The 21,928-nt window shown below is 40.7% G+C and carries 18 protein-coding genes; 6 read left to right on the forward strand and 12 right to left on the reverse strand.

Annotated features, from left to right (window positions below; genetic code table 11):
* Together Q7P97_RS06575 and Q7P97_RS06580 are read right to left on the reverse strand one after the other, a co-directional pair.
* A partial coding sequence (locus Q7P97_RS06575) for an HD domain-containing protein (protein ID WP_303968219.1) occupies positions 1-572 on the reverse strand: 572 nt, incomplete at its 3' end.
* A gap of 504 nt (positions 573-1,076) precedes the next feature.
* Positions 1,077-1,289: a hypothetical protein gene (locus Q7P97_RS06580; protein ID WP_303968222.1), complete on the reverse strand. Its 213-nt coding sequence runs from the start codon at positions 1,287-1,289 to the stop codon at positions 1,077-1,079.
* Between the two features lie 221 nt (positions 1,290-1,510).
* Here Q7P97_RS06580 and Q7P97_RS06585 point away from each other — a divergent pair, with 221 nt between their 5' ends.
* The gene (locus Q7P97_RS06585) at positions 1,511-1,927 is read left to right on the forward strand and encodes a coiled-coil domain-containing protein (protein ID WP_303968225.1); all 417 of its coding nucleotides are present in this window, start codon (positions 1,511-1,513) and stop codon (positions 1,925-1,927) included.
* A gap of 153 nt (positions 1,928-2,080) precedes the next feature.
* On the opposite strand, the gene Q7P97_RS06590 is transcribed toward Q7P97_RS06585, so the two are convergent.
* Positions 2,081-2,425 carry a hypothetical protein gene (locus tag Q7P97_RS06590; protein ID WP_303968227.1) on the reverse strand — a complete coding sequence of 115 codons (345 nt, stop codon included), beginning with the start codon at positions 2,423-2,425 and terminating at the stop codon, positions 2,081-2,083.
* Positions 2,426-2,440: 15 nt separating this feature from the next.
* Positions 2,441-3,706 (reverse strand): tyrosine--tRNA ligase, encoded by a 1,266-nt coding sequence (gene tyrS, locus Q7P97_RS06595; protein ID WP_303968229.1) that lies wholly within the window; start codon positions 3,704-3,706, stop codon positions 2,441-2,443.
* Positions 3,707-4,076: 370 nt separating this feature from the next.
* On the opposite strand from tyrS, the gene Q7P97_RS06600 reads away from it, so the two are divergent.
* The 4 genes from Q7P97_RS06600 to Q7P97_RS06615 all read left to right on the forward strand — a co-directional run bounded on the left by Q7P97_RS06600 (position 4,077) and on the right by Q7P97_RS06615 (position 9,729).
* Complete coding sequence (locus Q7P97_RS06600; protein ID WP_303968231.1) at positions 4,077-7,019, forward strand: transglycosylase domain-containing protein; 2,943 nt, start codon at positions 4,077-4,079, stop codon at positions 7,017-7,019.
* A 266-nt stretch (positions 7,020-7,285) separates the two neighbouring features.
* Positions 7,286-7,918 (forward strand): N-acetyltransferase, encoded by a 633-nt coding sequence (locus tag Q7P97_RS06605; protein ID WP_303968233.1) that lies wholly within the window; start codon positions 7,286-7,288, stop codon positions 7,916-7,918.
* A 15-nt stretch (positions 7,919-7,933) separates the two neighbouring features.
* Positions 7,934-8,578, forward strand: coding sequence for an acetoin utilization AcuB family protein (locus Q7P97_RS06610; protein ID WP_303968234.1), 645 nt, complete (start codon positions 7,934-7,936; stop codon positions 8,576-8,578).
* Complete coding sequence (locus tag Q7P97_RS06615; protein ID WP_303968236.1) at positions 8,575-9,729, forward strand: acetoin utilization protein AcuC; 1,155 nt, start codon at positions 8,575-8,577, stop codon at positions 9,727-9,729. The genes Q7P97_RS06610 and Q7P97_RS06615 overlap by 4 nt, the downstream gene beginning before the upstream one ends.
* A 116-nt stretch (positions 9,730-9,845) precedes the next feature.
* Here the strand turns inward: Q7P97_RS06615 and ccpA are convergent, their stop codons facing one another.
* The gene (ccpA, locus tag Q7P97_RS06620) at positions 9,846-10,847 is read right to left on the reverse strand and encodes a catabolite control protein A (protein ID WP_303968239.1); all 1,002 of its coding nucleotides are present in this window, start codon (positions 10,845-10,847) and stop codon (positions 9,846-9,848) included.
* A 134-nt stretch (positions 10,848-10,981) separates the two neighbouring features.
* Complete coding sequence (locus tag Q7P97_RS06625; RefSeq protein ID WP_303968242.1) at positions 10,982-12,064, reverse strand: bifunctional 3-deoxy-7-phosphoheptulonate synthase/chorismate mutase; 1,083 nt, start codon at positions 12,062-12,064, stop codon at positions 10,982-10,984.
* A gap of 173 nt (positions 12,065-12,237) precedes the next feature.
* Between Q7P97_RS06625 and Q7P97_RS06630 the strand changes: the two genes are divergently transcribed.
* The gene (locus tag Q7P97_RS06630; RefSeq protein WP_303968414.1) at positions 12,238-14,364 is read left to right on the forward strand and encodes a cell division protein FtsA; all 2,127 of its coding nucleotides are present in this window, start codon (positions 12,238-12,240) and stop codon (positions 14,362-14,364) included.
* Between the two features lie 100 nt (positions 14,365-14,464).
* Here Q7P97_RS06630 and Q7P97_RS06635 read toward each other — a convergent pair whose 3' ends face one another.
* From Q7P97_RS06635 to Q7P97_RS06660, 6 genes are all read right to left on the reverse strand, one after another.
* Positions 14,465-15,232 (reverse strand): YtxH domain-containing protein, encoded by a 768-nt coding sequence (locus Q7P97_RS06635; RefSeq protein WP_303968244.1) that lies wholly within the window; start codon positions 15,230-15,232, stop codon positions 14,465-14,467.
* A gap of 59 nt (positions 15,233-15,291) precedes the next feature.
* On the reverse strand, positions 15,292-15,744 hold the full coding sequence (locus Q7P97_RS06640) for a DUF948 domain-containing protein (RefSeq protein WP_303968246.1): 453 nt from the start codon (positions 15,742-15,744) through the stop codon (positions 15,292-15,294).
* A 162-nt stretch (positions 15,745-15,906) separates the two neighbouring features.
* Positions 15,907-17,220 (reverse strand): UDP-N-acetylmuramate--L-alanine ligase, encoded by a 1,314-nt coding sequence (gene murC, locus Q7P97_RS06645; RefSeq protein ID WP_303968249.1) that lies wholly within the window; start codon positions 17,218-17,220, stop codon positions 15,907-15,909.
* Between the two features lie 131 nt (positions 17,221-17,351).
* The gene (locus Q7P97_RS06650) at positions 17,352-20,306 is read right to left on the reverse strand and encodes a DNA translocase FtsK (RefSeq protein ID WP_303968252.1); all 2,955 of its coding nucleotides are present in this window, start codon (positions 20,304-20,306) and stop codon (positions 17,352-17,354) included.
* Between the two features lie 187 nt (positions 20,307-20,493).
* Positions 20,494-21,099 (reverse strand): YtpR family tRNA-binding protein, encoded by a 606-nt coding sequence (gene ytpR, locus Q7P97_RS06655; protein ID WP_303968255.1) that lies wholly within the window; start codon positions 21,097-21,099, stop codon positions 20,494-20,496.
* On the reverse strand, positions 21,096-21,911 hold the full coding sequence (locus Q7P97_RS06660; RefSeq protein WP_303968259.1) for a DUF1444 domain-containing protein: 816 nt from the start codon (positions 21,909-21,911) through the stop codon (positions 21,096-21,098). Before Q7P97_RS06660 ends, ytpR begins: the two co-directional genes overlap by 4 nt.
* Between the last annotated feature and the right edge of the window lie 17 nt (positions 21,912-21,928).

Below are 21,928 nucleotides of genomic sequence, written 5' to 3' on the forward strand. Positions count from 1 at the left end.
CTCAACATGTCTGTAAGTATATTTTCGAGGAAGTATTCAACACAATGCATATCTTGAAAATGCAAAATGGTTGTGAGTGCTTCTTCGTAGATCTCTAAAAATAAAGGTTCGGGATTATTCTTTTGGATCTCTCCAAATGATTCATATAGTAAATCCACTTTATCCGCAACTGATAAAATTCGGCCTTCTAACGTATCATCTTTACCCTCTTTAAATCGTTCTAGATAAATACTCTGAAACTCTGCCGGAATTTCTTTTTCCACAAAGTTTTTCGTCATCTCCTCTTCTACTTCACTGAATAATTTCTTCAACTCTTTCGATGCATATTTTACAGGTGTTTTAATATCACCAGTGAAAAGTTCCGCATAATCATGATTCAAAGCTTTCTCATATAAAAGCTTCCAATCTATTTTGTTGCCGAATTTCTCTTCTACCGTCCCAAGAAATTGAGCAATTTTTGTTACTTTAAATGAATGGCTGGCAACTGAATGTTTTTGATATTTAAATTTCCCCGGACATCTAATAATCTGTTCTAAATCTGATAAACTTTTAAAGTATTGATGTACCCCCATTGTCCTCATCTCCTAACGAGTTTCTGTTAGTAATTAAATACTACAAAATAGTTCTATTGGTAAATTCATACTGTTTCTGTATACTCTTTAACTCTAGTCTTTAATATTATTCCCTATCCCCAATGAAGTATGCTAATAATCACGTATTTGCACAATGGAGTTACAGAACTCTTATCATTTGTTCTGCATACATATTTCGAAACGAGGATACTCTCTGCCCGCTATATAGAGTCCAAATGCGAAAAGGATAGAAGGTGTGGAAATGTTTTTTCCACACGATTAGATCTTTATTCTTATTATTAAAGTTATTTAAAGTTCTTTGGTTATTGGTATGCCCCAAACTGACAGATGCATTTGTGCAATACCGACACATGAAGTAGCTCCAAACCGACAGATGGCTTGCTTACATTCCACATACAACGGCCGACTGATTATTTTATAAAAATATCAAATGAAAAAGAACGCCCGTGGAAAATGGCGTTCTTAATTTGTATAAAAATGTTATTACACCGTTTGTGCTTCGTCTTCTGTAACTGAAACATATAATACGTCTCTGTAATAGAAACAATATAATGTTCCTTTACTATCTGTAAAAACGATATCGTTACTTCTAGAATTTGTAGCTATGCTTAAAGCATCTTCTTTATCTATCGCTTCTACTATTCTTAAAATATTTCCAGCGTTAGCAAAGTGATAATGTACTCTGTACTTTTTCAAAATTTTCACTTCCCTCTAAATCTTATTATTCGACATAAAGATAGAAAACCCTTTTATTCATTCGATTAAATTCCAATTAAGCTATACTAATTACGAATGTATGTTCTTTACAAATTAATTGAAACATGATAAGATAAAAAAAACAAACATAGAGTATGTAAATCTCAAGTAGACGTCTATTATAAAAAAACACAAATAAAAAAATTAAAAGGAGGATTTCTATGACAGATCGAGAACTTCTTGAACTTTTGGTTGATAAAGTAACAAACATTGAACATGACTTTTTCGGTTTTAAGACTGATGTCTCTTCGCTGAAGACTGATGTCTCTTCGCTAAAGACTGACGTCTCTTCGCTGAAGACCGATGTCTCTTCGCTAAAGACTGACGTCTCTTCGCTGAAGACCGATGTCTCTACACTAAAAAAGGATGTTTCATCTATTAAAGAAGAGCAGATCTTTATGAAACAGGCTATATTTGAACTGGATGCGCGCTCCATCGCTACTGATCATAAAATTGATGCTTTAACTGAACAAGTCTCATCTAATACAACAAAGTTAGATGACCTACGCACTGCTCAACGCCTCGTAAGCGATCACGACACCGACATTCGTATGATCAAAAAAATGTTAACACAATAAATACAGTGTTCTTGAGTACCTATGTATTAAATTTCTTTGTTCGCTTATGCTAACCTAGCTATTTATTATATAGGTACTTTTTATATGTCCAATCAGTTATAATCTTCATTTCACGCAAAAAAGACACCTCCGAAGAGATGCCCCAAAATCTACTTATTTTCGTAACTTATCGTAAATCCGATCCATAATACTTACCATGAACACTTCATGTTTTTTTAACGCGGCTGATGCAGCTTCCACGATATTTTCAGACCGCATAGCCGTTGCTTGTTTGTTCGCTACGTTCCACAGTTTGAACGCTTCGATTAATTCTTGATGCTCACCAGTAAAAATGTCAGGTGGCGTTTCTTCTTTAATGGCTGCCTCCACATTAGTGAATAGCTTAGTCGCCCTTTTGACACCTTCTGGACTTTGTTCCTCAATGGCATCTATCATTTCATTAATCGCGTCGCCAATTGAACCTAACGTCATAGCGTACATCATATATTCTTTTTTCAATTCGTTATCCCCTAATTAAACAAACTTCACCATACTATAGTTCTTTTTACCGCGTCTCACAATTGTGAAAGCATCTTCCAAACGTTGCTCTGCTCCTACTGTGAACGCTGTATCTGTAATGCGTTCTCCGTTAAAGGAAATTGCACCATTCGTTACATCTTCACGTGCTTGACGTTTCGATGGAGATACACCTGCTTGGACGATGAAATCGACAATGTTTTGATCTACTTTTTCCATCTCTACAGTCGGCACATCTTTAAAAGCATCTTTCATTTCAGAAGCAGTCAATGCTTTTAAATCCCCGCTGAACAATGCTGCTGAGATACGGATCGCTTGATCAAGTGATTCTTGACCATGAATCAAACGTGTCATTTCTTCAGCTAGTGTCTTTTGAGCTTTACGTAGATGTGGCTCTTCTTGCACAGATACTTCTAGCGCTTCAATTTCTTCGCGGCTTAGGAATGTAAAGATTTTCAAGTACTTCACAACATCTGCGTCTGCAGCGTTGATCCAGAATTGGTAGAACTCGTATGGTGATGTTTTCTTCGCATCTAGCCATACTGCACCGCCAGCAGATTTACCGAACTTCGTGCCGTCTGCTTTAGTGACTAATGGAATTGTAAATCCGTATGCTTTTACTTCCTCATCATGCATCTTACGGATAACTTCTAGACCTGTTGTAATATTCCCCCACTGATCCGATCCACCGATTTGCACACGACAGTTGTAGTGATCAAATAGATGATTGAAATCTGCACCTTGCATAAGCATGTACGAGAACTCTGTGAAGGAAATTCCTTGTTCCAGACGTGATGCTACGTTATCTTTTGCCAACATGTAGTTGACACTCAATAATTTACCGTAGTCACGCAAGAATTCGATCAATGACATCGAACCGATCCAGTCATTGTTATTCACAAGTTTCGCGCCATTCTCTGTTTGGAAATCAAAAATCATTTCAAGCTGCTTTTTGATTCCACGAACATTATCAGCGATTTGATCCGTCGTTTGCAATTGGCGTTCTTCTGAGCGTCCAGAAGGGTCCCCGATCATCCCGGTTGCGCCACCGATCAATAGAATTGGCTGGTGTCCATGCAATTGAAAACGGCGCAGTGTGAGCATCGGAACGATATGACCGATATGCATACTATCTGCTGTTGGGTCTACTCCACAGTATAAAGAAATTTTTTCGTCCGTAAGAAGCTTCTCTAATCCTTCTTCATTTGTCTGCTGGTATAGCAAACCTCTCCAGCGTAAATCGTCCATTAATTCATTTGACATTTTCCATTTCCTCCTAATTTCAACATAAAAAGTCCCCACACGATCAATAAATGATCATGCAGGGACGTTAGTTGATTAATTAATAACGCGGTACCACCCGGCTTGAGAGCTGAAAACTCTCCGGCTTTGAGGCGCAGGTAACGTTGCGCAAAACGTACACTCCAAAACTGTAATTCATGCATAGTGCACCGAACAGCTTCCACTAACCGCTGTCTCTCTATGACGGAACTCACTATCACTACTTCGGTTTTTTCGACATGTAATTTCGTATGTGTTCAATTTTACCCATCTTCCATTGAAAGTCAACATTTATTGCATAACTTCTGTTTAATCTATGATATAATGAGTAAGATTTTGGGGGGAGAAAACTTTGAATAACGAAAAGAATAATAGAATTAAGCAACTTGAAGATAAGTTTGAACAAGCGAAAAAAGAGCCTTGGGCCAAAAAACTTCGCATCGGTACCGGCGTACTTTGGAACTTGTTTATTTTACTCATTATCTTCGCCGTGATCGGTGCTGTATTTGCAGGTTCTGTTGGAGCTGGATATTTTGCTTCTCTAGTCGCAAAAGAGCCCTTACGTTCAAAAGAAGAACTTCGCGACCAAGTGTTTAATTATGAAGAAACATCTGAAATGTTCTTTGCGAACAATATTTATCTAGGTAAGATCAACTCGGACATTGAGCGACGTCAAATCACACTGGATAAAGTGAATCAATATGCATTGGACGCAGTTCTTGCCACTGAGGATGAATACTTCGAAGAGCACAAAGGCATTGTACCAAAAGCGATTTTCCGAGGAGTCTTCCAAGACGTTACGAACTCGGACAGTCAAACAGGTGGATCGACATTAACTCAACAGTTAGTGAAAAATCAGATTCTGACAAATGAAGTTTCCTATGAACGTAAAGCCAAAGAAATCTTGCTGGCTATGCGCTTGGAACACTTCATGACGAAAGATGAGATACTCGAAGCCTACTTGAACATCATTCCTTATGGTCGTGATGTGACAGGACAGAATATCGCGGGAATTGAAACGGCAGCACGAGGAATCTTCGGAATTAAAGCAGCTGATCTAAGTTTACCACAAGCTGCATATATCGCAGGAATTCCGCAGGCACCTTATACGTACACACCGTTTTATAGTAAGAATCAAGGAATTAAGGAACGCGAAAAGCTGATGTACGGAGTAAACCGTATGAAGACCGTGCTATTCCGAATGCGTGATGCAGGTTATATTACGGACGCAGAATGGAAAGAAGCAAAGGCTTACGATGTGACAAAAGATTTCAGACAGCCGTCACGACGTGCTACTGAACGATATCCTTATGTCACACAAGAAATTCAAAATCGTACAATCGAAATTTTAGCGGAAGTACTAGCCGAAAAAGATGGTATCGATAAAGAACGTTTCGATGAAGATTCCAAGATTAAAGAAAAATACGAAATCATGGCAGACCGTTCTATGCGAACAGACGGCTATCGAATCTTCTCGACGATCAATAAAGATTTGTATGACAAAATGAATGAAGTGGCTGATAACTTCCAGTACTACGGATTTACGTATACTTCAGAATCAGTAGATGAAGAATCAGGTAAAACGATTACTACAGAAAATCCTGTTCAAGTCGGTGCTACGATGCTCGAGAACCATACAGGAAAAGTACTTTCTTTCGTTGGTGGGCGCGATTATGAACTTGAAGCATTGAATCACTCTACACAAGCTTTTCGACAAAATGGTTCTTCTATTAAGCCATTACTTGTTTACGCCCCAGCTATTGAATACGGCGTAATCGGCGCGGGAAGTCCCCTAGTCGATGTGAAATATAATTGGTCTGGTTGGAAACCTGGAAACTATTTTGACCGTGAGCTTGGTGTGCTATCTGCTAGAGAGTCTTTGGCACGTTCACAAAACTTATCAACAGGTCGATTATATAACCAAATCTTTGACCGTAAGCCAATTGATTTCCTTAAGAAAATGAATTTCTCAAAGGTTACGGATGATGATGCTCAAATCCCTGCCGCTTCACTTGGCGGATTGAAGCACGGAGTAACAGTAGAAGAGAATACGAACGCCTTCGCTACATTTGCGAATGGTGGGCAATTTATTGAATCGTATATGATTGAACGGATTGAAGATATGAAAGGCAATATCGTATTTGAACATAAAGCGGAACCCGTAGAAGTGTTCAGTCCAGAAACTTCTTATATCATCACCGATATGATGCGTGATGTATTAAAAGGCAACGGTACAGCTGCGAGATTACCTGGGTTGATGAATTTCCGTCCCGATCTAGCTGCTAAAACGGGTACATCCCAGCATTATGGTGATGCTTGGTTAGTCGGTTATAATCCGAATATATCGCTAGGTGTTTGGATGGGTTATAAAAACCAAAATACACCATTGTATAATGGTTACAACAGTGGTCAAATGCATCCATCAGAACGGACAGCAAGATTGTACGGTCAATTGATGAATACAGCAAACACTGTAATTCCTGAAACCATCAAAGCCAGAGATACATTTAAGCGTCCTGCCGGGGTTGTTACACGTTCATTCTGCGGCATTTCAGGTCTAGCACCTTCAGCAGCTTGTTCAGCAGCAGGACTTGTTCGATCAGATCTATTTAATTCGAAAAAAATGGTTCCAACAAAAGCAGATGATAGTATTGTTTCTTCTGCAGCAGTTCGAGTAAACGGTAAAGTATATCAGGCGTTACCTTCTACACCACGTGAATTTGTCACATCTGGTGGAATCGGCGTAACTACTGAATATGGCAAGCGCATGCTTGGACGTTTAGGCGGAGATGCATCTAAATTATTGGCTGGTCGTGGTGCTTATTCAAGCAGTGTAGCAGGATCTACCTTCCCTGCAGACAATGTACCGCCAGCACCAGTATCAGCCGGACAGAATGGTTCCGTTCTAACATGGACTGGTTCTTCATCAAATGATGTCATTGGTTATTACATCTATCAGAATGGTGTCAGAATCGGTACGGTTCATGACGGAGCATCCAGATCGTATAAAGTCGGGTATGGTTCGTACTATGTGCGCGCAGTAGACATTACTGGCCTGTTATCAGGTCCTTCCAATACAATCACAAATGCCGCACCTGCACCGAAAGCTCAGCCAAAACCTGAGACGAATAGTGATACAAAGCCAGGAACGTCGACTCCAGAAACAAAGCCGGATACCGGTTCTGAAGCGAAACCCGAAACGAAACCTGAAGCTACGCCAGAACCAAAACCAGAAACGAAGCCAGAAGCTACACCGGAACCTAAACCGGATGCAACTCCTGCAGAAAAAGAATAACGGATCAACCGGAATACAATCGTATATTGTATTCCGGTTTTTTCATGAAGCGCTTCTGTACATGCATTTTACTACCTATTCCAAAACCTATGCCCCCGCCCTTGCATCCACACGTCAAATTTAATACCGATAATTCAGTTATTTTATGATAATAATATACTTTTACTATCTATAAATTGTATACTGAATAGAGAGCTACACTAACCGTACCTACAGCGATTATTTATATGTATAAAGGGTAGAATTATTAGGAAGGGGTGAACTGCTTGGAACATATAAAAACCTACTTTTCCAGAACGTTTCCGCATGAAGAAGGTGAGCTTGTCATTGAAGGTCCTGTTTCATCCGAGCAATTGGCATCGTTTGACTTTCATGAAGGACTAAAAGCTTTCCGTCCACCAAAACAACAACAAGAGGCATTAGTGAAGATTGCCGCATTCCCTGAAGGACGTATTAATATAGCGAGAATTGAAAATATGATTATCGGATATGTGACGTACTTGTATCCTGATCCACTTGAACGTTGGTATGAAGCAGACTTAGATAACTTAATAGAGCTAGGCGCCATCGAAGTAGTTGCAGCGTATCGCGGTGCACGTATCGGTAAGTCTTTACTAGAATTATCGATGCTTGATGACGCAATGGAAGATTATATCATCATTACGACAGAATATTATTGGCACTGGGATTTAAAAGGCACAGGGTTAACAGTATGGGATTATCGTAAAATGATGGAGAAAATGATGCGTGCAGGTGGAATGGAATTTTTCTCTACAGATGATCCCGAAGTATGCTCCCACCCTGCCAATGCATTAATGGCAAGGATCGGAAAACGAGTCGATCAAGAATCCATCCAACAATTTGATCGTGTACGTTTCAAAAATCGCGTTAATTACTGAAAGTGAGGAATGGTCATGCTCGTACAAGATATTATGAAAACAGACGTGATTACACTTAATTCCACGCATACGATTGCAGATGCGGTACAACTAATGAAAGAAAAGCGAATTCGGCATATTCCCATTGTAGAAGATGGGCGCGTACAAGGTTTGGTGACAGACCGCGACGTGAAAGAAGCGTCTCCTTCAAGTATTTCTGAGAGACTGGAGCCTTCTCTTTATGAAACAACACTCGATAAAATTATGAAAACCGACTTATTGATCGGACATCCACGGGACTTCGTAGAAGAAGCTGCATTGATGTTCTACACGTACGAAATTGGGTGTCTACCTATCGTTTCCAATTATCAACTCGTCGGAATTTTAACTAAGACGGACTTATTGTATAACTATATTGAACTGACGGGTGCCAATCAGCCAAGTTCTCATATTCAAATTCGTGTACCGAACACCCCTGGCATTCTGTATGAAGTGTCAAAAGTATTCCATGACCACAATACGAACGTGCTCAGTGTACTCGTCTATCCTTATCAAGATGACGAACAGCATAAGATTCTAGCCATCCGGATTAAACGAATGAATCCGCTCCCCATCATCGAAGGGTTAAAAAAACAAGGGTTTGAAGTCCTTTGGCCAAGCGAACCGGAGATGGGCGTATGACAAGACAAGCGAGCTTTATCTTTTCAACCGACCAACTAAACTATGAATTTTCCGATACGCACCCTTTCAATCAAAAAAGAATCGTATTGACCAAGAGTTTACTAGACGAAATGAATACAATTGAACCAGATGAAATCGTCATTCCACGTACAGCAACAGATGAGGAACTGCTTCTAGCTCACGACGCAAAATATATTGAAATCGTAAAAAAAGCGAGTAAAGGTGAAGTGAGTGAAAATATTGGCAGTATCTATGGAATCGGTACAGAAGATACCCCCTTCTTCCATGGCATGCATGACGCCAGTGCATTGCTTGTAGGCGGTACGCTTACTGCGATTGAAGAAGTAATGGAAGGTCGTTCAAGATACGCGTTGAATCTCGGTGGTGGCTTGCATCACGGTTTCCAAGGTAAAGCATCTGGATTTTGTATTTACAACGATAGTTCAGTAGCTATTAAATACTTACAACAAAAGTACGGGGCGCGTGTACTGTATGTAGATACAGATGCCCACCATGGTGACGGAGTGCAATGGACGTTTTACGATGATCCAAACGTCTGCACATTTTCCATCCATGAAACAGGTCGCTATTTATTCCCTGGGACAGGCAATGTGACAGAGCGAGGAAATGGTGCAGGTTATGGCGCTTCATTCAATTTCCCTATCGACGCATTCACAGAAGACGAATCATTCCTGCACATCTATAAAACGGCTCTACGTGAAGTCGCAGCGCACTTTAAACCAGACGTTATCCTTACACAAAATGGAGCCGATGCACACTACTTTGATCCATTGACACATTTATATAGCACAATGAAAATCTACGAAGAGATTCCGAAACTAGCAAAGGAAATTGCTGAAGAATACTGTGACGGCAAATGGATCGCAATTGGTGGCGGTGGATACGATATCTGGCGTGTAGTACCTCGCGCATGGTCACATCTGTGGCTCACGATGAAAGACATCCCAACACCTACTGGGCGACTACCTGAAGCCTGGCTGAGCAAATGGCAACCTGAATCCCCCGTTCCTCTTATCGAGACTTGGGAAGACCCTGATGACTTATACGAAGCAGTCCCTCGAAAAAATGACATCAACGAAAAAAACGAGCAAATGCTAACAAGAGCACTGCACGTCATAAGAAAGTCATAATAAAAAGCAACTTATCGCAAAGATAAGTTGCTTTTGCATTTCCTATTCTCACAGAAAATATATTAAGTGTATAAAATCAGAACAACATATCCGTTTTTCAACAGCGTTATTCTATTTTACTGTCTAACTGACTGCCGCTCTTCCAAATAATAAGGCAAAATAACTTCAGTCTCTTCCACTTCTTCCTCGCTCATTAACTTCGTCAACAAACGCATCGACACAGCGCCTAAATCATACAGGGGCACTACAATCGACGTTAACTGTGGACGCACAATACGCGCTAAAATCGAGTGTTGGAAACAAATAATCTCCATATCTTCAGGAATTCTAAGATTCTTATCACGCACTCCGTTCATGATCCCAACAGCAATTTCATCGCTGCTCGCCATGACAGCGGTCGGAGGATCAGACACTTTACCTAGCCCATTCCAGCTTTCGTACGCGTCATCATACGTATTATCAGTTTCCACGATCAAGGACTCATCGATTGTCATTCCCGCTTCTTCCAACGCACGAATATATCCCACACGCTTGCAGTAACGATTAATGTCGCGCGTAAACGGTCCCGAAACAAAAGCAATGCGTTTGTGGCCGTTGTCAATTAACTTCTTCGTTGCTTCATATGCGGCTTGTTCATGATCAATATTGACAGAGGGTAAACTAGTTTCAAAATCCAACGTCCCTGCTAAGACAATTGGAACATTCGCCGTTTTCATTTCTTTACGTACTTCAGGTGAAATAGAATCACTCATGAAGATCAATCCATCTACTTGCTTACCTAAATGATCTTCAAATAATTCAACCTCTCGAGAGGTACTCTTATCCGAGTTGGAGAGAATGATATTGTATTCATACATTGTGGCAACGTCTGCAATCCCTCTAGATAACTCTGCATAGTAACTCTTGGACATGTCGGGGACTATTACTCCGATCGTCGTAGTGCGCTTGCTGGCCAGTCCACGAGCGACAGCGTTTGGTCGGTACCCTAATCGTTCAATACAGTCCAATACTTTTTTGCGAGTCGCCGGCTTCACGTTTTGATTGCCGTTCACTACACGTGAAACCGTTGCCATCGATACGTTTGCTTCTCTTGCTACATCGTAAATTGTGATAGCCATTTTTGCTCCTCCTATCCTTATTCTCTACTAGTATACCGTGTTCTTACGGATTATAAAGTTTTTCTATGCAGAAATATGCCATTCTATACAGAAAAACACCGAACCTTAGTAATAAAGGTTCGGTGTTGGATGTTTTAAATCGTTTGGTGTGTGTTCATGAAGCGAGTAATCTCTTCGTAGAACTCATCAAACTGTGCAATATCCATTTGCTGCGCTGAATCCGATAATGCTACGGCTGGATCTGGATGAACCTCCGCCATAACGCCGTCTGCTCCTACTGCGATTGCTGCTTTCGCTGTTGGAAGCAATAAATCTTTACGGCCAGTGGAGTGTGTAACGTCCACGAATACCGGTAAGTGCGTTTCTTGCTTCAAGATTGGAACAGCAGAGATATCGAGCGTGTTCCGAGTAGCCGTCTCATATGTACGAATTCCTCGTTCACAAAGCATAATCTCCGTATTACCCTTAGAAATAATATATTCAGCTGCATTGACGAATTCAGAAATCGTTGCAGACATTCCGCGCTTTAGAAGTACTGGTTTGTTGACCATTCCAGCTTCTTTCAGCAATTCAAAGTTCTGCATGTTACGTGCACCGATTTGGATTACATCGATATATTCGAGTGCTTCCTCCAAGTGTGACGGTGTAATGATTTCTGTGACGATAGAAAGTCCAGTTTCATCTGCAACTCGCTTTAGAATTTTTAAACCTTCCAGGCCTAAACCTTGGAAATCATATGGAGATGTACGTGGCTTGTAAGCTCCTCCACGGATCATTGTTAATCCTTTTGCTTTGATTGATTTTGCTACTGACAAAACCTGCTCGTAAGATTCTACTGCACAAGGTCCAAATACGAAAGACGGATTTCCATCTCCGATTTTATGGCCGTTTACATCCACAATCGTGTCTTCAGGTTTTCTAGTACGGGATACGAGCAATGCATTCTTCTGCTCATCTTGCTGTACTTCTAGTGCTGACATGAAAATAGACTTAAATACCTGTTCCAAGATACCGTCTGGCAAAGGACCATTGTTGGCCTTCTTCAAGACGTTGAGCATCTCGCGTTCGCGAACCGGATCATATCTGTTAACACCTTGCTTTTCTTTTAACTTACCAATTTCTTGGATAACACCTGTACGTTCATTGATCAATTTAAGAATATCTAAGTTTAACTGATCAATCGTACCTCTCAACTCACCTAAATCTTGATTGCTCATAATTCTGACTCCTCCCCGTACATATCTCCCTTTTCTAACACCGGAATCTATGGTACATTTTTATATAATAGACCTAGTATAATGAATACTCTTTGAAAAGTCACGCAATTTCACCGAATTAATCCTTATTCACTATTTTCACATAGAAAAAAATTGAAAAGAGGTTGGAAATCCTGATTACTAAGTTATTCGCTCTTGATATCGGGACACGCTCCGTAGTGGGCATTGTATTGGAAGAACAAAACGATTCATTCCATATTGTAGACTTGATTTCAAAAGAACATAAAGAGCGCTCGATGATTGATGGACAAATACATAATATTTTAAGCGTCGCCTCCATAATTCAAGAAATCAAAGAAGAGTTGGAACAAATTCACGGTCCTTTAAAGCGCGTAAGCGTAGCAGCAGCCGGTCGTTCATTGAAAACAGCAGAAGGAACCGTCACCGTCGATATTTCAGAACGAACGTTGATTTCCAAAGAAGACATTAACCGCCTGGAGTTATTAGCGGTACAAAATGCGCAAGAAAAGCTACTTTCCGCACATCAATCACAAGAGGATGACCACTATTATTGTGTTGGTTATTCTGTCTTGTATTATAAATTACATGATGAAAAGATTGGAAGCTTGATAGATCAAACAGGGAACACTGCAACAGTCGAAGTCATCGCTACATTCTTGCCACGAGTAGTTGTGGAATCTTTGCTCGCTGCATTAAAGCGTGCAGACCTTGAGATGGAAGCCTTAACACTCGAGCCGATTGCCGCGATTCATGTACTCGTCCCCCCTTCCATGCGTAGATTAAATATCGCATTGGTCGATATTGGAGCGGGTACATCGGATATTGCCATTGTTAGTGAAAATACCGTGACCGCTTACGGAATGGTGCCCGTGGCAGGCGACGAAATGACCGAAGCGCTAAGCACCCATTATTTGCTCGACTTCCCGATGGCTGAACAAATGAAACGACAAATCAATGATCATGATATCTTGAAAGTTCAAGATATTTTAGGGTTTGAACAAGAAATACCTGCTGAAGAAGTGATTGATGTAATTAAACCTTCCGTGAAGCATTTAGCTTTGTCGATCGCTAATGAAATCAAACGATTGAACCATAACACTTCTCCACAGGCGGTTATGATTGTGGGTGGAGGTGGATTAACACCTACTCTCACAAAAGAAGTGAGTACGCAACTAGACCTTCCTGAAAACCGAGTAGCCATTCGAAGTCTAGATGCCCTTTCAGGTGTCACACTTTCGGATCAGATCGAAGCTTCCCCTGCACTTGTCACGCCAATCGGTATCGCAATTGCAGCGCAAAGAGCACCCATTCACTATATTTCCCTGAGTGTCAATGAACAATCCATTCGACTATTCGAATTAAAAGAGCTGACAGTAGGTGACGCTTTGCTTGCAGCCCGTATTTCCGCTAGACAATTGTATGGTAAACCAGGGCTTGCATTGACTGTAAAAGTAAATGGACAATGGCGGACGCTTCCTGGCGAGCACGGTTCCTCGACGACCATCCTGTTAAACGGCACTGAAGCCGGCACAAAGGACAGCATAGCAAATCAGGACAACATTGAGTTGTTGTTCGGCAAAGACGGTACAGACGCTATAGCGACAGTCAGGGACTTGATGGATACACCTCAATCGATCACGTATCAACTGAACGGAGTAAGTAAGACTGCTATAGGCGAAATCCTGCTAAACGGAAAGTCCGTTACGATGGATACCGAGATTGCAGACCGAGATGAATTAACCTTACAACAAACAACAAGAGTAAAAGATATCTTAATGCCCCATTCAATTTCTGAAACGGACGCGTATACGATTATATGGAATGGTACTCCCCATCGTTTAAAGCAACGTGAGACCGTCTATATCGCAAACGGCCAAATAGTATCGGATGACTACCAGATTCAGTCAGATGATCACATCGAAACGCGTCATCCTAGTGCTCTTTCATTAAAAGAAATAGCGAAAGATTTGGATATTGTTCTTGAAGAGCGTGCTGATATACTGTTTAACGAAAAACCTATCGTCATTAAGAAGCAACGAACTGCCGTCTATGTAAACGAAAAACCAGCAAGTCTTGACTACCGTGTACAGTCAAACGACAAAGTAGAGTTTAAAGTATTATCCCATTCTCCTATTATATTTAGTGATATATTTTCATTCACTGATTTCACGTTACCTACGCAGTCCACGGCATCTTATCGATTACTGCGTAACGGTGAATCCATTCGCTTCAATGATTTGATATTCGGCGGCGACCAACTAGAGATCCTATTCGAATAAAAGCTACGCTGTGCAGTTTTGCATAGCGTAGCTTTTTATAGCATATTTTTCATCTAACAGTGTGCAAAAAAACCTTCCAATAAAGGAAGGTTTTTAACTATTACTTAGAGTGGCTTTTGTTGTTACTGTTTGAAGATGTATTATTTCCTTTAGACTGCTCATTCTTTTTAGCAGTAGTATCTGCTTTAGGTGATTTATTATCTTCTTTTTTATTTGAAGAATCTTTTGCTTTTGAAAGATTTCCGGATTCTTCGTTATTTTCTTTTGTACCTTTATAGTCCACTGCTTCTTCTCCTTCAGATGATACAGTTCCGTCATCCATAGGAATGTTTGCCTTTGATGTTGCTGATTTCACCTTACCTACTAGCTGCTCAGATTGCTCTTGGATGTTGTGGGACAGCTCGGAAGTTTTGTCTTTTGCCGCTGAAGTGAATGCTGCTGTTTTTTCTTTTGCAGTATCCGTTAAGTCAGCTGTATAATCTTTTGCCGCACTTGAGTATTCTGCCGCTTTGTCTTTCGCTGTACTAGACAGCTCAGCAGCTTTATCTTTCGCTGTGCTGGATAGTTCTACTGCTTTGTCTTTCGCTGTTGAACTCAATTCAATACTTTTCTCTTTCAGATGTGAAGCTTGTGTAGTTAAATCTTCACGCATTTCACGACCAGTTTTCGGTGCCAGGAATAGCGCAGTTGCCGCTCCAATAACTCCACCAATGATTGCGCCGGCAATGAAACTTCCTGTGCCGCTGCTATCTTCATCATACAGGTCATTTGTTGAACGGTATGTGTAGTTTGCTGGATATTGTGGCTGTCCATAAGTGTTTGAATAGTTACCTTGGTTGTTGTTGTAGTTTGGTTTGTTTTCTGTCATTTTTTTCTTCCTCCTGTGAATTAGCTGTTTTTTGTATGTTTCAAAGGAAAATGCTTGTACTAGGAGCGCGCTTTGTACACTGTCCAACCGGTGGACTTTTCAGGTTGCCGTTCCTTTATTTGATCGTATAGACCAACCGCAACAGTTCCCCATTGTACTACTTGCGCGATTTTATCACTGTTTTGTTCAGCTTGGGTAGTGACTGAGCTCGAGATCCGATGAACGGATTGATTGAGCGTATTCACTGAGTCGCCTACACCCTTTACCGCATCCACCACAGTGTTCAGCTTGTCCGCTTTCCCTTGCAGATCTTCGGCCAGCTGATTCGTTTTTTGTAGGAGCTGTGTACTTTCTGTAGTCACTCCTTCCAATTGCTTTGATAAGTCATCCACTGTATGCGAGACACTTTGTAAAGATGTTTTTAAAGACCCCAATGTCATCGCCAGACTTACACAAAGAATAAGAAATGCGATTGCCGCAATTACTGCAGCAATGTAAAGTAAATTGATCACCTTCGTAATCCTCCTAGAGCATATTCTTACGAAAACTTTACCCCTCTTTCAGAGTTTCTAAACTTTTCGTCCTACTACTCCTGTTCGACATAACTTAGCTATTCCCTTTATCAAATTACTAAAACTTCTAAAAAAAACGAGAGACAGCCCTCTCATAAAAGATTAGGCTGTCTCTTCTTTAGTTATATCGGATTTGAATAGCTTTAAATATTGTTGGATATCCCCAGCTCCCATGAATAGGATTACAGGATTTTGATGTGCCGCTAGACCTGACATATCATCCATTTTCAAATGTTGAGATTGCGGAATTTTATCAACCAAATCTTGAATTGTTAAACTTCCTTCTTGCTCTCTTGCAGATCCGAAAATATCACATAGGTACACATGATCTGCTTCAGAAAGACTTTCTGCAAATTGATCTAGCATCGCAGCTGTTCTGCTGAAAGTATGTGGTTGGAATACAGCAATCACTTCACGGTTTGGATATTTTTGACGTGCCGAGTCCAATGTCGCACGAATTTCCGTTGGGTGATGGGCATAATCGTCCACGATAACACGATTTTCTAATTCCATGACAGAAAAACGTCTTTTCACACCCGTAAACGTCGCGAAGCGTTCATCTACAATTTCAGCTGGAATATTCTCATAGTGACATAGCGTAATAACGCCCAATGCATTTTTAATAGCATGATCACCTGTCTGCATAATAGTGAAGCGATGATAGAATTCATTTCGGATGAATACATCAAACGAGCAACCATGTTGATCTTTTTCAATATTCGCCGCGTAGAAATCATTAGATGAATCTAACCCGTAATAGACAATCGGAACCTGGCATTGTAGCTTTTGAAGATTATCGTCGTCTCCGCAAGCAATTAACGCCTTTTTGACTTGGCTTGCCATTTCTCCAAATGCGTCTAGAATATCATCTAAACTTGTAAAATAGTCCGGATGATCGAAATCAATATTCGTCATGATCGCATAGTCTGGATAGTATGCCAAAAAGTGACGTTTGTATTCACATGCTTCAAATACAAAGTACTCTGTGTCCTTGACACCTTTTCCTGTACCGTCTCCAATTAAGAAAGAAGTTGGGGCAAAGCCACCTAAAACGTGCGCAAGCAAGCCTGTGGTAGATGTTTTACCATGTGTTCCCGTTACCCCAATGGATGTGAACTGTTCCATGTATGAGCCGAGGAAGTCATGATAACGAATAACCTCTAAACCAAGTTCTTTAGCACGAACTAATTCAGGATGGTCATCTTTAAATGCGTTCCCCGCAATCACTTTCATACCTGGCTGAATATTATTTTCGTCAAAAGAAAGTACTTTTATATTTCTTTCATGTAAAGGATCTTCTGTAAAAAAGTATTTTTCTACGTCAGAACCTTGAACTGTGTAAGAAGAATCATGTAGTAACTGGGCAAGGGAACTCATTCCTGATCCTTTAATGCCTGTAAAGTGAAACAATGTCATATTGAAACCTCCCGGGAATTCTTTCATCCCTCTTTTTACCTCCGACTGTCCTAAAATAAACTCGGAGATTATTTCTTGTCATAGTATATCATGTGTTCGTTAAAAGTTTAGATACGAACGTGTGGATTTTTTTACTTCATGAAGCTTTCAAATGCTTGTTCAGTCAAAAAGACATCGCGCGCTCTGCTTCCTCTTTGTTCAGATATAAATTGATTTGCTTCCATTCGGTCAATTAACTTCGCCGCTCGGTTGTACCCGATGCTGAAATGACGCTGTAATGACGAGGTCGATGCACTCCCCTGCTCTATGACAAAGCTGCAGGCTTGCTCAAATAACGGGTCCGATTCCTCTTCTTGGACAGCGGCTGCCAGCAAATCATCTTGGCCGAATAAGTAATTCGGTTCTGCTTCATTACGAACATGTTCTATTATACGCTCGATTTCATCATCCGTGACAAATGTCCCCTGAAGACGGACAGGCGCTGATTGACCATTCCCTAAGTACAACATATCTCCTTTACCAAGTAGACGATCTGCCCCTACCGAATCCAGGATAGTCCTTGAATCCACCTGTGAGGAAACAGCGAATGCAATGCGTGTTGGGATGTTGGCTTTGATCGTTCCGGTAATGACATCAACAGAAGGTCGCTGTGTCGCAATGATCAAATGAATACCGCAAGCTCTTGCTTTTTGCGTAATTCGGCTAATCGACACTTCTACATCTGCAGGAGCCATCATCATTAGATCAGCTAATTCGTCGATCACTACTAAGATATAAGGCATCTTTAAAGAGAAACGGCGTGATTCCATGACCATTTCGTTATAGCGTTCTATATTACGTACTGCGGAATGCGCAAATAATTCATAACGTCTTTCCATCTCATTGACTGCCCATTTCAACGCTGCAGTAGCTGCTTTAACATCCGTAATAACAGGACTCAACAAGTGAGGAATACCATTATAAGGTGCTAGCTCAACCATTTTAGGATCAATAAGTAATAATTTCAAGTCATGATGCGAAGCTTTATACAGCAAACTGATCAGTATAGAGTTGATACATACGGATTTACCGGAACCTGTTGCACCAGCAATCATTCCGTGTGGCATCTTCCGCAAATCAATCGTTTGCGGCTCCCCTGTCAAGCTTAGTCCGAGCACTGCCTCTAAAGGTGAGTCGGAATTCGTGAATGCGTCACTATCAATAACCTCTGAAATTCGAACAGCACGTGTTTTACGATTCGGGATTTCAATACCGATCATACTTGTTCCTGGAATGGGTGCTTGGATACGAATATCCCTAGCCGCCAAAGCCAATTTTAAGTCATCAGTTAAATTTCGAATCTTACTGACTTTTGTTCCCTGCATTACAGTTAATTCAAACATCGTCACAGCAGGTCCTTGAACCGCTTGTACGACAGTCGCTTGTACAGCGAAGTGAGAAAGAGTATCTTCTAATGTTTCAGATTGCGATGCAAGCCACTCTTCATCTATTATTTCTTCTTCTGGAGGTGCAAGATACTGCATAGTAGGGAATCCATAATGGGGCGGTTCTTCTTCAACTGTTTCCGCCTCTGGTTCTTCTACAATCGTTTCGGAAGTTGACGCAACAGTTTCTGTCACTACGACTTGAGACTCTTTCGCAATGGCTTCCGGCTCTTCCGCGCGTGGTTCTACTATCACAGTCTGTTGTTCTTCAACTACGGGTTGTAGTTGTTCTAGCGCCTCTGCTTGTTCCACTGTAGGCTGCTGAACTTGATCCGTTTCTATTTCAAACGACTCTTCTACTGCTTTTTTCTTTGCGGCATTTTCTGCAAGTAGCTCTTCTACTCTAGCAGCTAATCTTTCTTTATCAGATTTAAGCATCAACACATTAAATGGTACGATTTTTTCTTTCTTGATCGGTTCTTCTTGCTCTTCCATATCATCCATTTCGGATGCCACTTCTTCTACATCTTGTTCTTCAACTTCTTCGTCCAATGGAACAATTATTGGTTCTTCAGGTGTTTCTACAAATTCCTTTGTTTCAGTTGCCAACTGCTCAGGCTCTTTTACTTCTACTTTCACTTCCGTTGCTTCTTCTGTTTGCTCTACATCTTCTACGGCAGAGACTACAAGTGACTCTTCTGGCTCTATAATGATCTCTTCTGTTTCAGAATAATCGTTGTCATGCACAGCTACTTCTTCTTCTGCCACTGGCTCTTCTTCGGTCTGTTCAACGCGAACCATATCATCTTCGGGCTCTTTTTCAGATGCAAATGAAACCGTTTCTTCGATTACATCAGTATGTTCTTCTGTAGAAGTCATTTTTGGCTGTCTTTTTTCTGATGAACTAGCGAATAGCGGTGCTTCGCTTGGTTGTTGATTAGTAATCAATGATAGTGGCAATTCCTCATCCAGATCTTCTAGCTGGCTGTGTAATTCTTGATCTTTCATATCTTTCTTTTCTATAACCGACTCCATAGCTTCACTAATGGGTGAACTACTTTTCAGTCCGTAAATAGGAGACGGCACATGTGTAGGCGTAAATGGTCTTCTCATCTTCTTTGGCTTTTCAATTTTCACAGGTTCCTGTTGCTGATATGAAGGTTCCTGTGGTTCAGCAGGATGCTTAGATTCATATGGTTCGATTCGCTGCGGCTCTGCATGCAAATTCCGTTCAGATTTCCCCCCAGAAAACGGAAGAGGTAACGGATTGGATGTAGGCGGAATAATACGCGCGAATTCACGTCTAGTCTCCGCACGATACACTTTACCATTGGTCTCATAACGGCCTGGCCAACGTTCATTCTGTTGCAAAGGAATGATTTCATACGGCTCTTCAACTATTTCATCTTGCAAATAATCTTTTGTATATTCATCATGATGGGTCTGTGGTTCCCACCCATAAATTTCATAGTCAGAAACTATCGGAAATCTAAAGTTCGTTTTTTTATTTTCATCAAGGTTTTCATCGTTTTTTTCATTAAGTTTTTCATTGTATATTTCATTGTTATTTGCAGGAGTTTTTTGCTCATATAAAGGTTCATCTTTTTCATTGCCTTCTTCCATTTGCTGAAGGCGTCTTTTCATATTCCGTAACCAGCTCAAATATATCACTCTTTTCATGTCAATCATTTCATTTTAACAGGTTCTCTATGAGGAAATCAAACAGTTCTATGTACTTTCCGTATAAAATAGTGATTTGTAACCCTATGTAACAATAATACAAAAAAGCTTTTGCTACAAGCTTAACGAGCCTTGTGCAAAAGCTATTCACTATGGATATATTTACATCTTACGCTTCGAAAGCTTCTCCGACGATTCGGTCATCTTCCAATACAAGAATACCTTTTTCTTCAGGTGCATCTTTCAAGCCCAATTCTTTAGCAGAACAGATCATGCCTGATGAAGCGACTCCACGAAGTTCAGCATCGCGAATGACCATACCTGAAGGCATGACAGCACCCACTTTCGCTACCACTACTTTCTGTCCTGCTTCTACGTTAGGTGCGCCACAAACGATCTGTAGAGTCCCCTCCCCTACTTCCACTTGGCAAATATTTAATTTATCTGCGTTTGGGTGCTTCTCTTTCTCTGCAACATAACCCACTACAAATTTAGGAGTGAAATCCAATTCAAGCTCTAAGTCTATGTCATTTTCTTTCAGGGCATTTTGCAATTGTTCGCCAAGCTCTTCTGTCAACTCTACTTGACCTACTGCTGAAATTGGAAAATAGCTTGTAGCATTAAATAAATTGAACGCCACAACGTTTCCTGTCTTTTCCTCTTTGATCACTGTTACATTATTTGTTCTTTCAGCTACAATAGCTGCTGGTCTTTCTGTTGTAAGTTGTACGAACAATACGTCGCCAACACCTTCTGGATTATAAAAGATATTCATTTTTTCTTTTCCCTTCTAGCCAATCTGTTTTTTGCCATAATGAAAATTGGTTCGAGTTTACCATCTTCATAAATGAAAGATAGTGACGTAACAGGAACGGCACCTGTTGTGAAAAACTGCATAGCGATTTGCGCAATGACGTCATAACCTGTGTCATTTCGGATATCACCGATTATTAACACGTCTTGGTGAGGAACAGAAACAACCATATGCCCCTCGATTTTCTGTTCCATTTCCTTCAAGAAAGGTTGGTTCAATATTCTGCTTGCATCATAGCCATCATTATTATTGATGAAGTAGAAGATATTGTCAGATACGATGTCCTGCTTATAAGCTGTTGGTAACGTCTTGACTTTAAACATCGCAACTTCCTGAATTTCCTGTTCTGACATCTGCATATCGGAAAGCATACCGTGGTCAATCAAGCGGTAGGTATTTCCTAAATCCAACGCGTAGAAAATCCGTGTTTCTGCCGTATGATCTTTCGTCAAGAAAGTTTCTCCAGCAGAACTTTCAGTCGGGAATGAAGTTGAACGGATGACTGGGAAAATATTGTTTTCCCCTGCAAAACCTTTTGCATGTTCTTGCTCCATTGCGCTGAACGTCTCTAGGATGGTATAGGCTACCTCATCGATTGCACGCTCTTTTTTTTGCTCATATTTTGATAAAATTTCAGGTAACGAGATATCAATACCTTTATGAAGAGTATGGTGGACAATTCGCAATTTGTCTGCCTTTCGATCAAATTGCCAATCAAAGTTCTCTTTAGGTAAGCGGTTCTTCAGCTCTTCTACCAAATCTTTAGCTTCCATTCGTCGTCCCTCTCCTT

Origin of the sequence: Sporosarcina ureae, from assembly GCF_029267015.1 — a bacterium.
In the GTDB taxonomy this organism is placed as follows: Bacteria; Bacillota; Bacilli; order Bacillales_A; family Planococcaceae; genus Sporosarcina; species Sporosarcina ureae_D.

Bases quoted from the DNA above. Each gene is read 5' to 3' on its own strand.
- Q7P97_RS06585 (WP_303968225.1), top strand. From the start codon at position 1,511: ATGACAGATCGAGAACTTCTTGAACTTTTGGTTGATAAAGTAACAAAC.
- ytpR (WP_303968255.1), bottom strand. From the start codon at position 21,099: ATGAATATCTTTTATAATCCAGAAGGTGTTGGCGACGTATTGTTCGTA.
- tyrS (WP_303968229.1), bottom strand. From the start codon at position 3,706: ATGTCAAATGAATTAATGGACGATTTACGCTGGAGAGGTTTGCTATAC.
- murC (WP_303968249.1), bottom strand. From the start codon at position 17,220: ATGACATTGTTTCACTTTACAGGCATTAAAGGATCAGGAATGAGTTCC.
- Q7P97_RS06625 (WP_303968242.1), bottom strand. From the start codon at position 12,064: ATGAGCAATCAAGATTTAGGTGAGTTGAGAGGTACGATTGATCAGTTA.
- Q7P97_RS06615 (WP_303968236.1), top strand. From the start codon at position 8,575: ATGACAAGACAAGCGAGCTTTATCTTTTCAACCGACCAACTAAACTAT.
- Q7P97_RS06610 (WP_303968234.1), top strand. From the start codon at position 7,934: ATGCTCGTACAAGATATTATGAAAACAGACGTGATTACACTTAATTCC.
- ccpA (WP_303968239.1), bottom strand. From the start codon at position 10,847: ATGGCTATCACAATTTACGATGTAGCAAGAGAAGCAAACGTATCGATG.
- Q7P97_RS06660 (WP_303968259.1), bottom strand. From the start codon at position 21,911: ATGGAAGCTAAAGATTTGGTAGAAGAGCTGAAGAACCGCTTACCTAAA.
- Q7P97_RS06635 (WP_303968244.1), bottom strand. From the start codon at position 15,232: ATGACAGAAAACAAACCAAACTACAACAACAACCAAGGTAACTATTCA.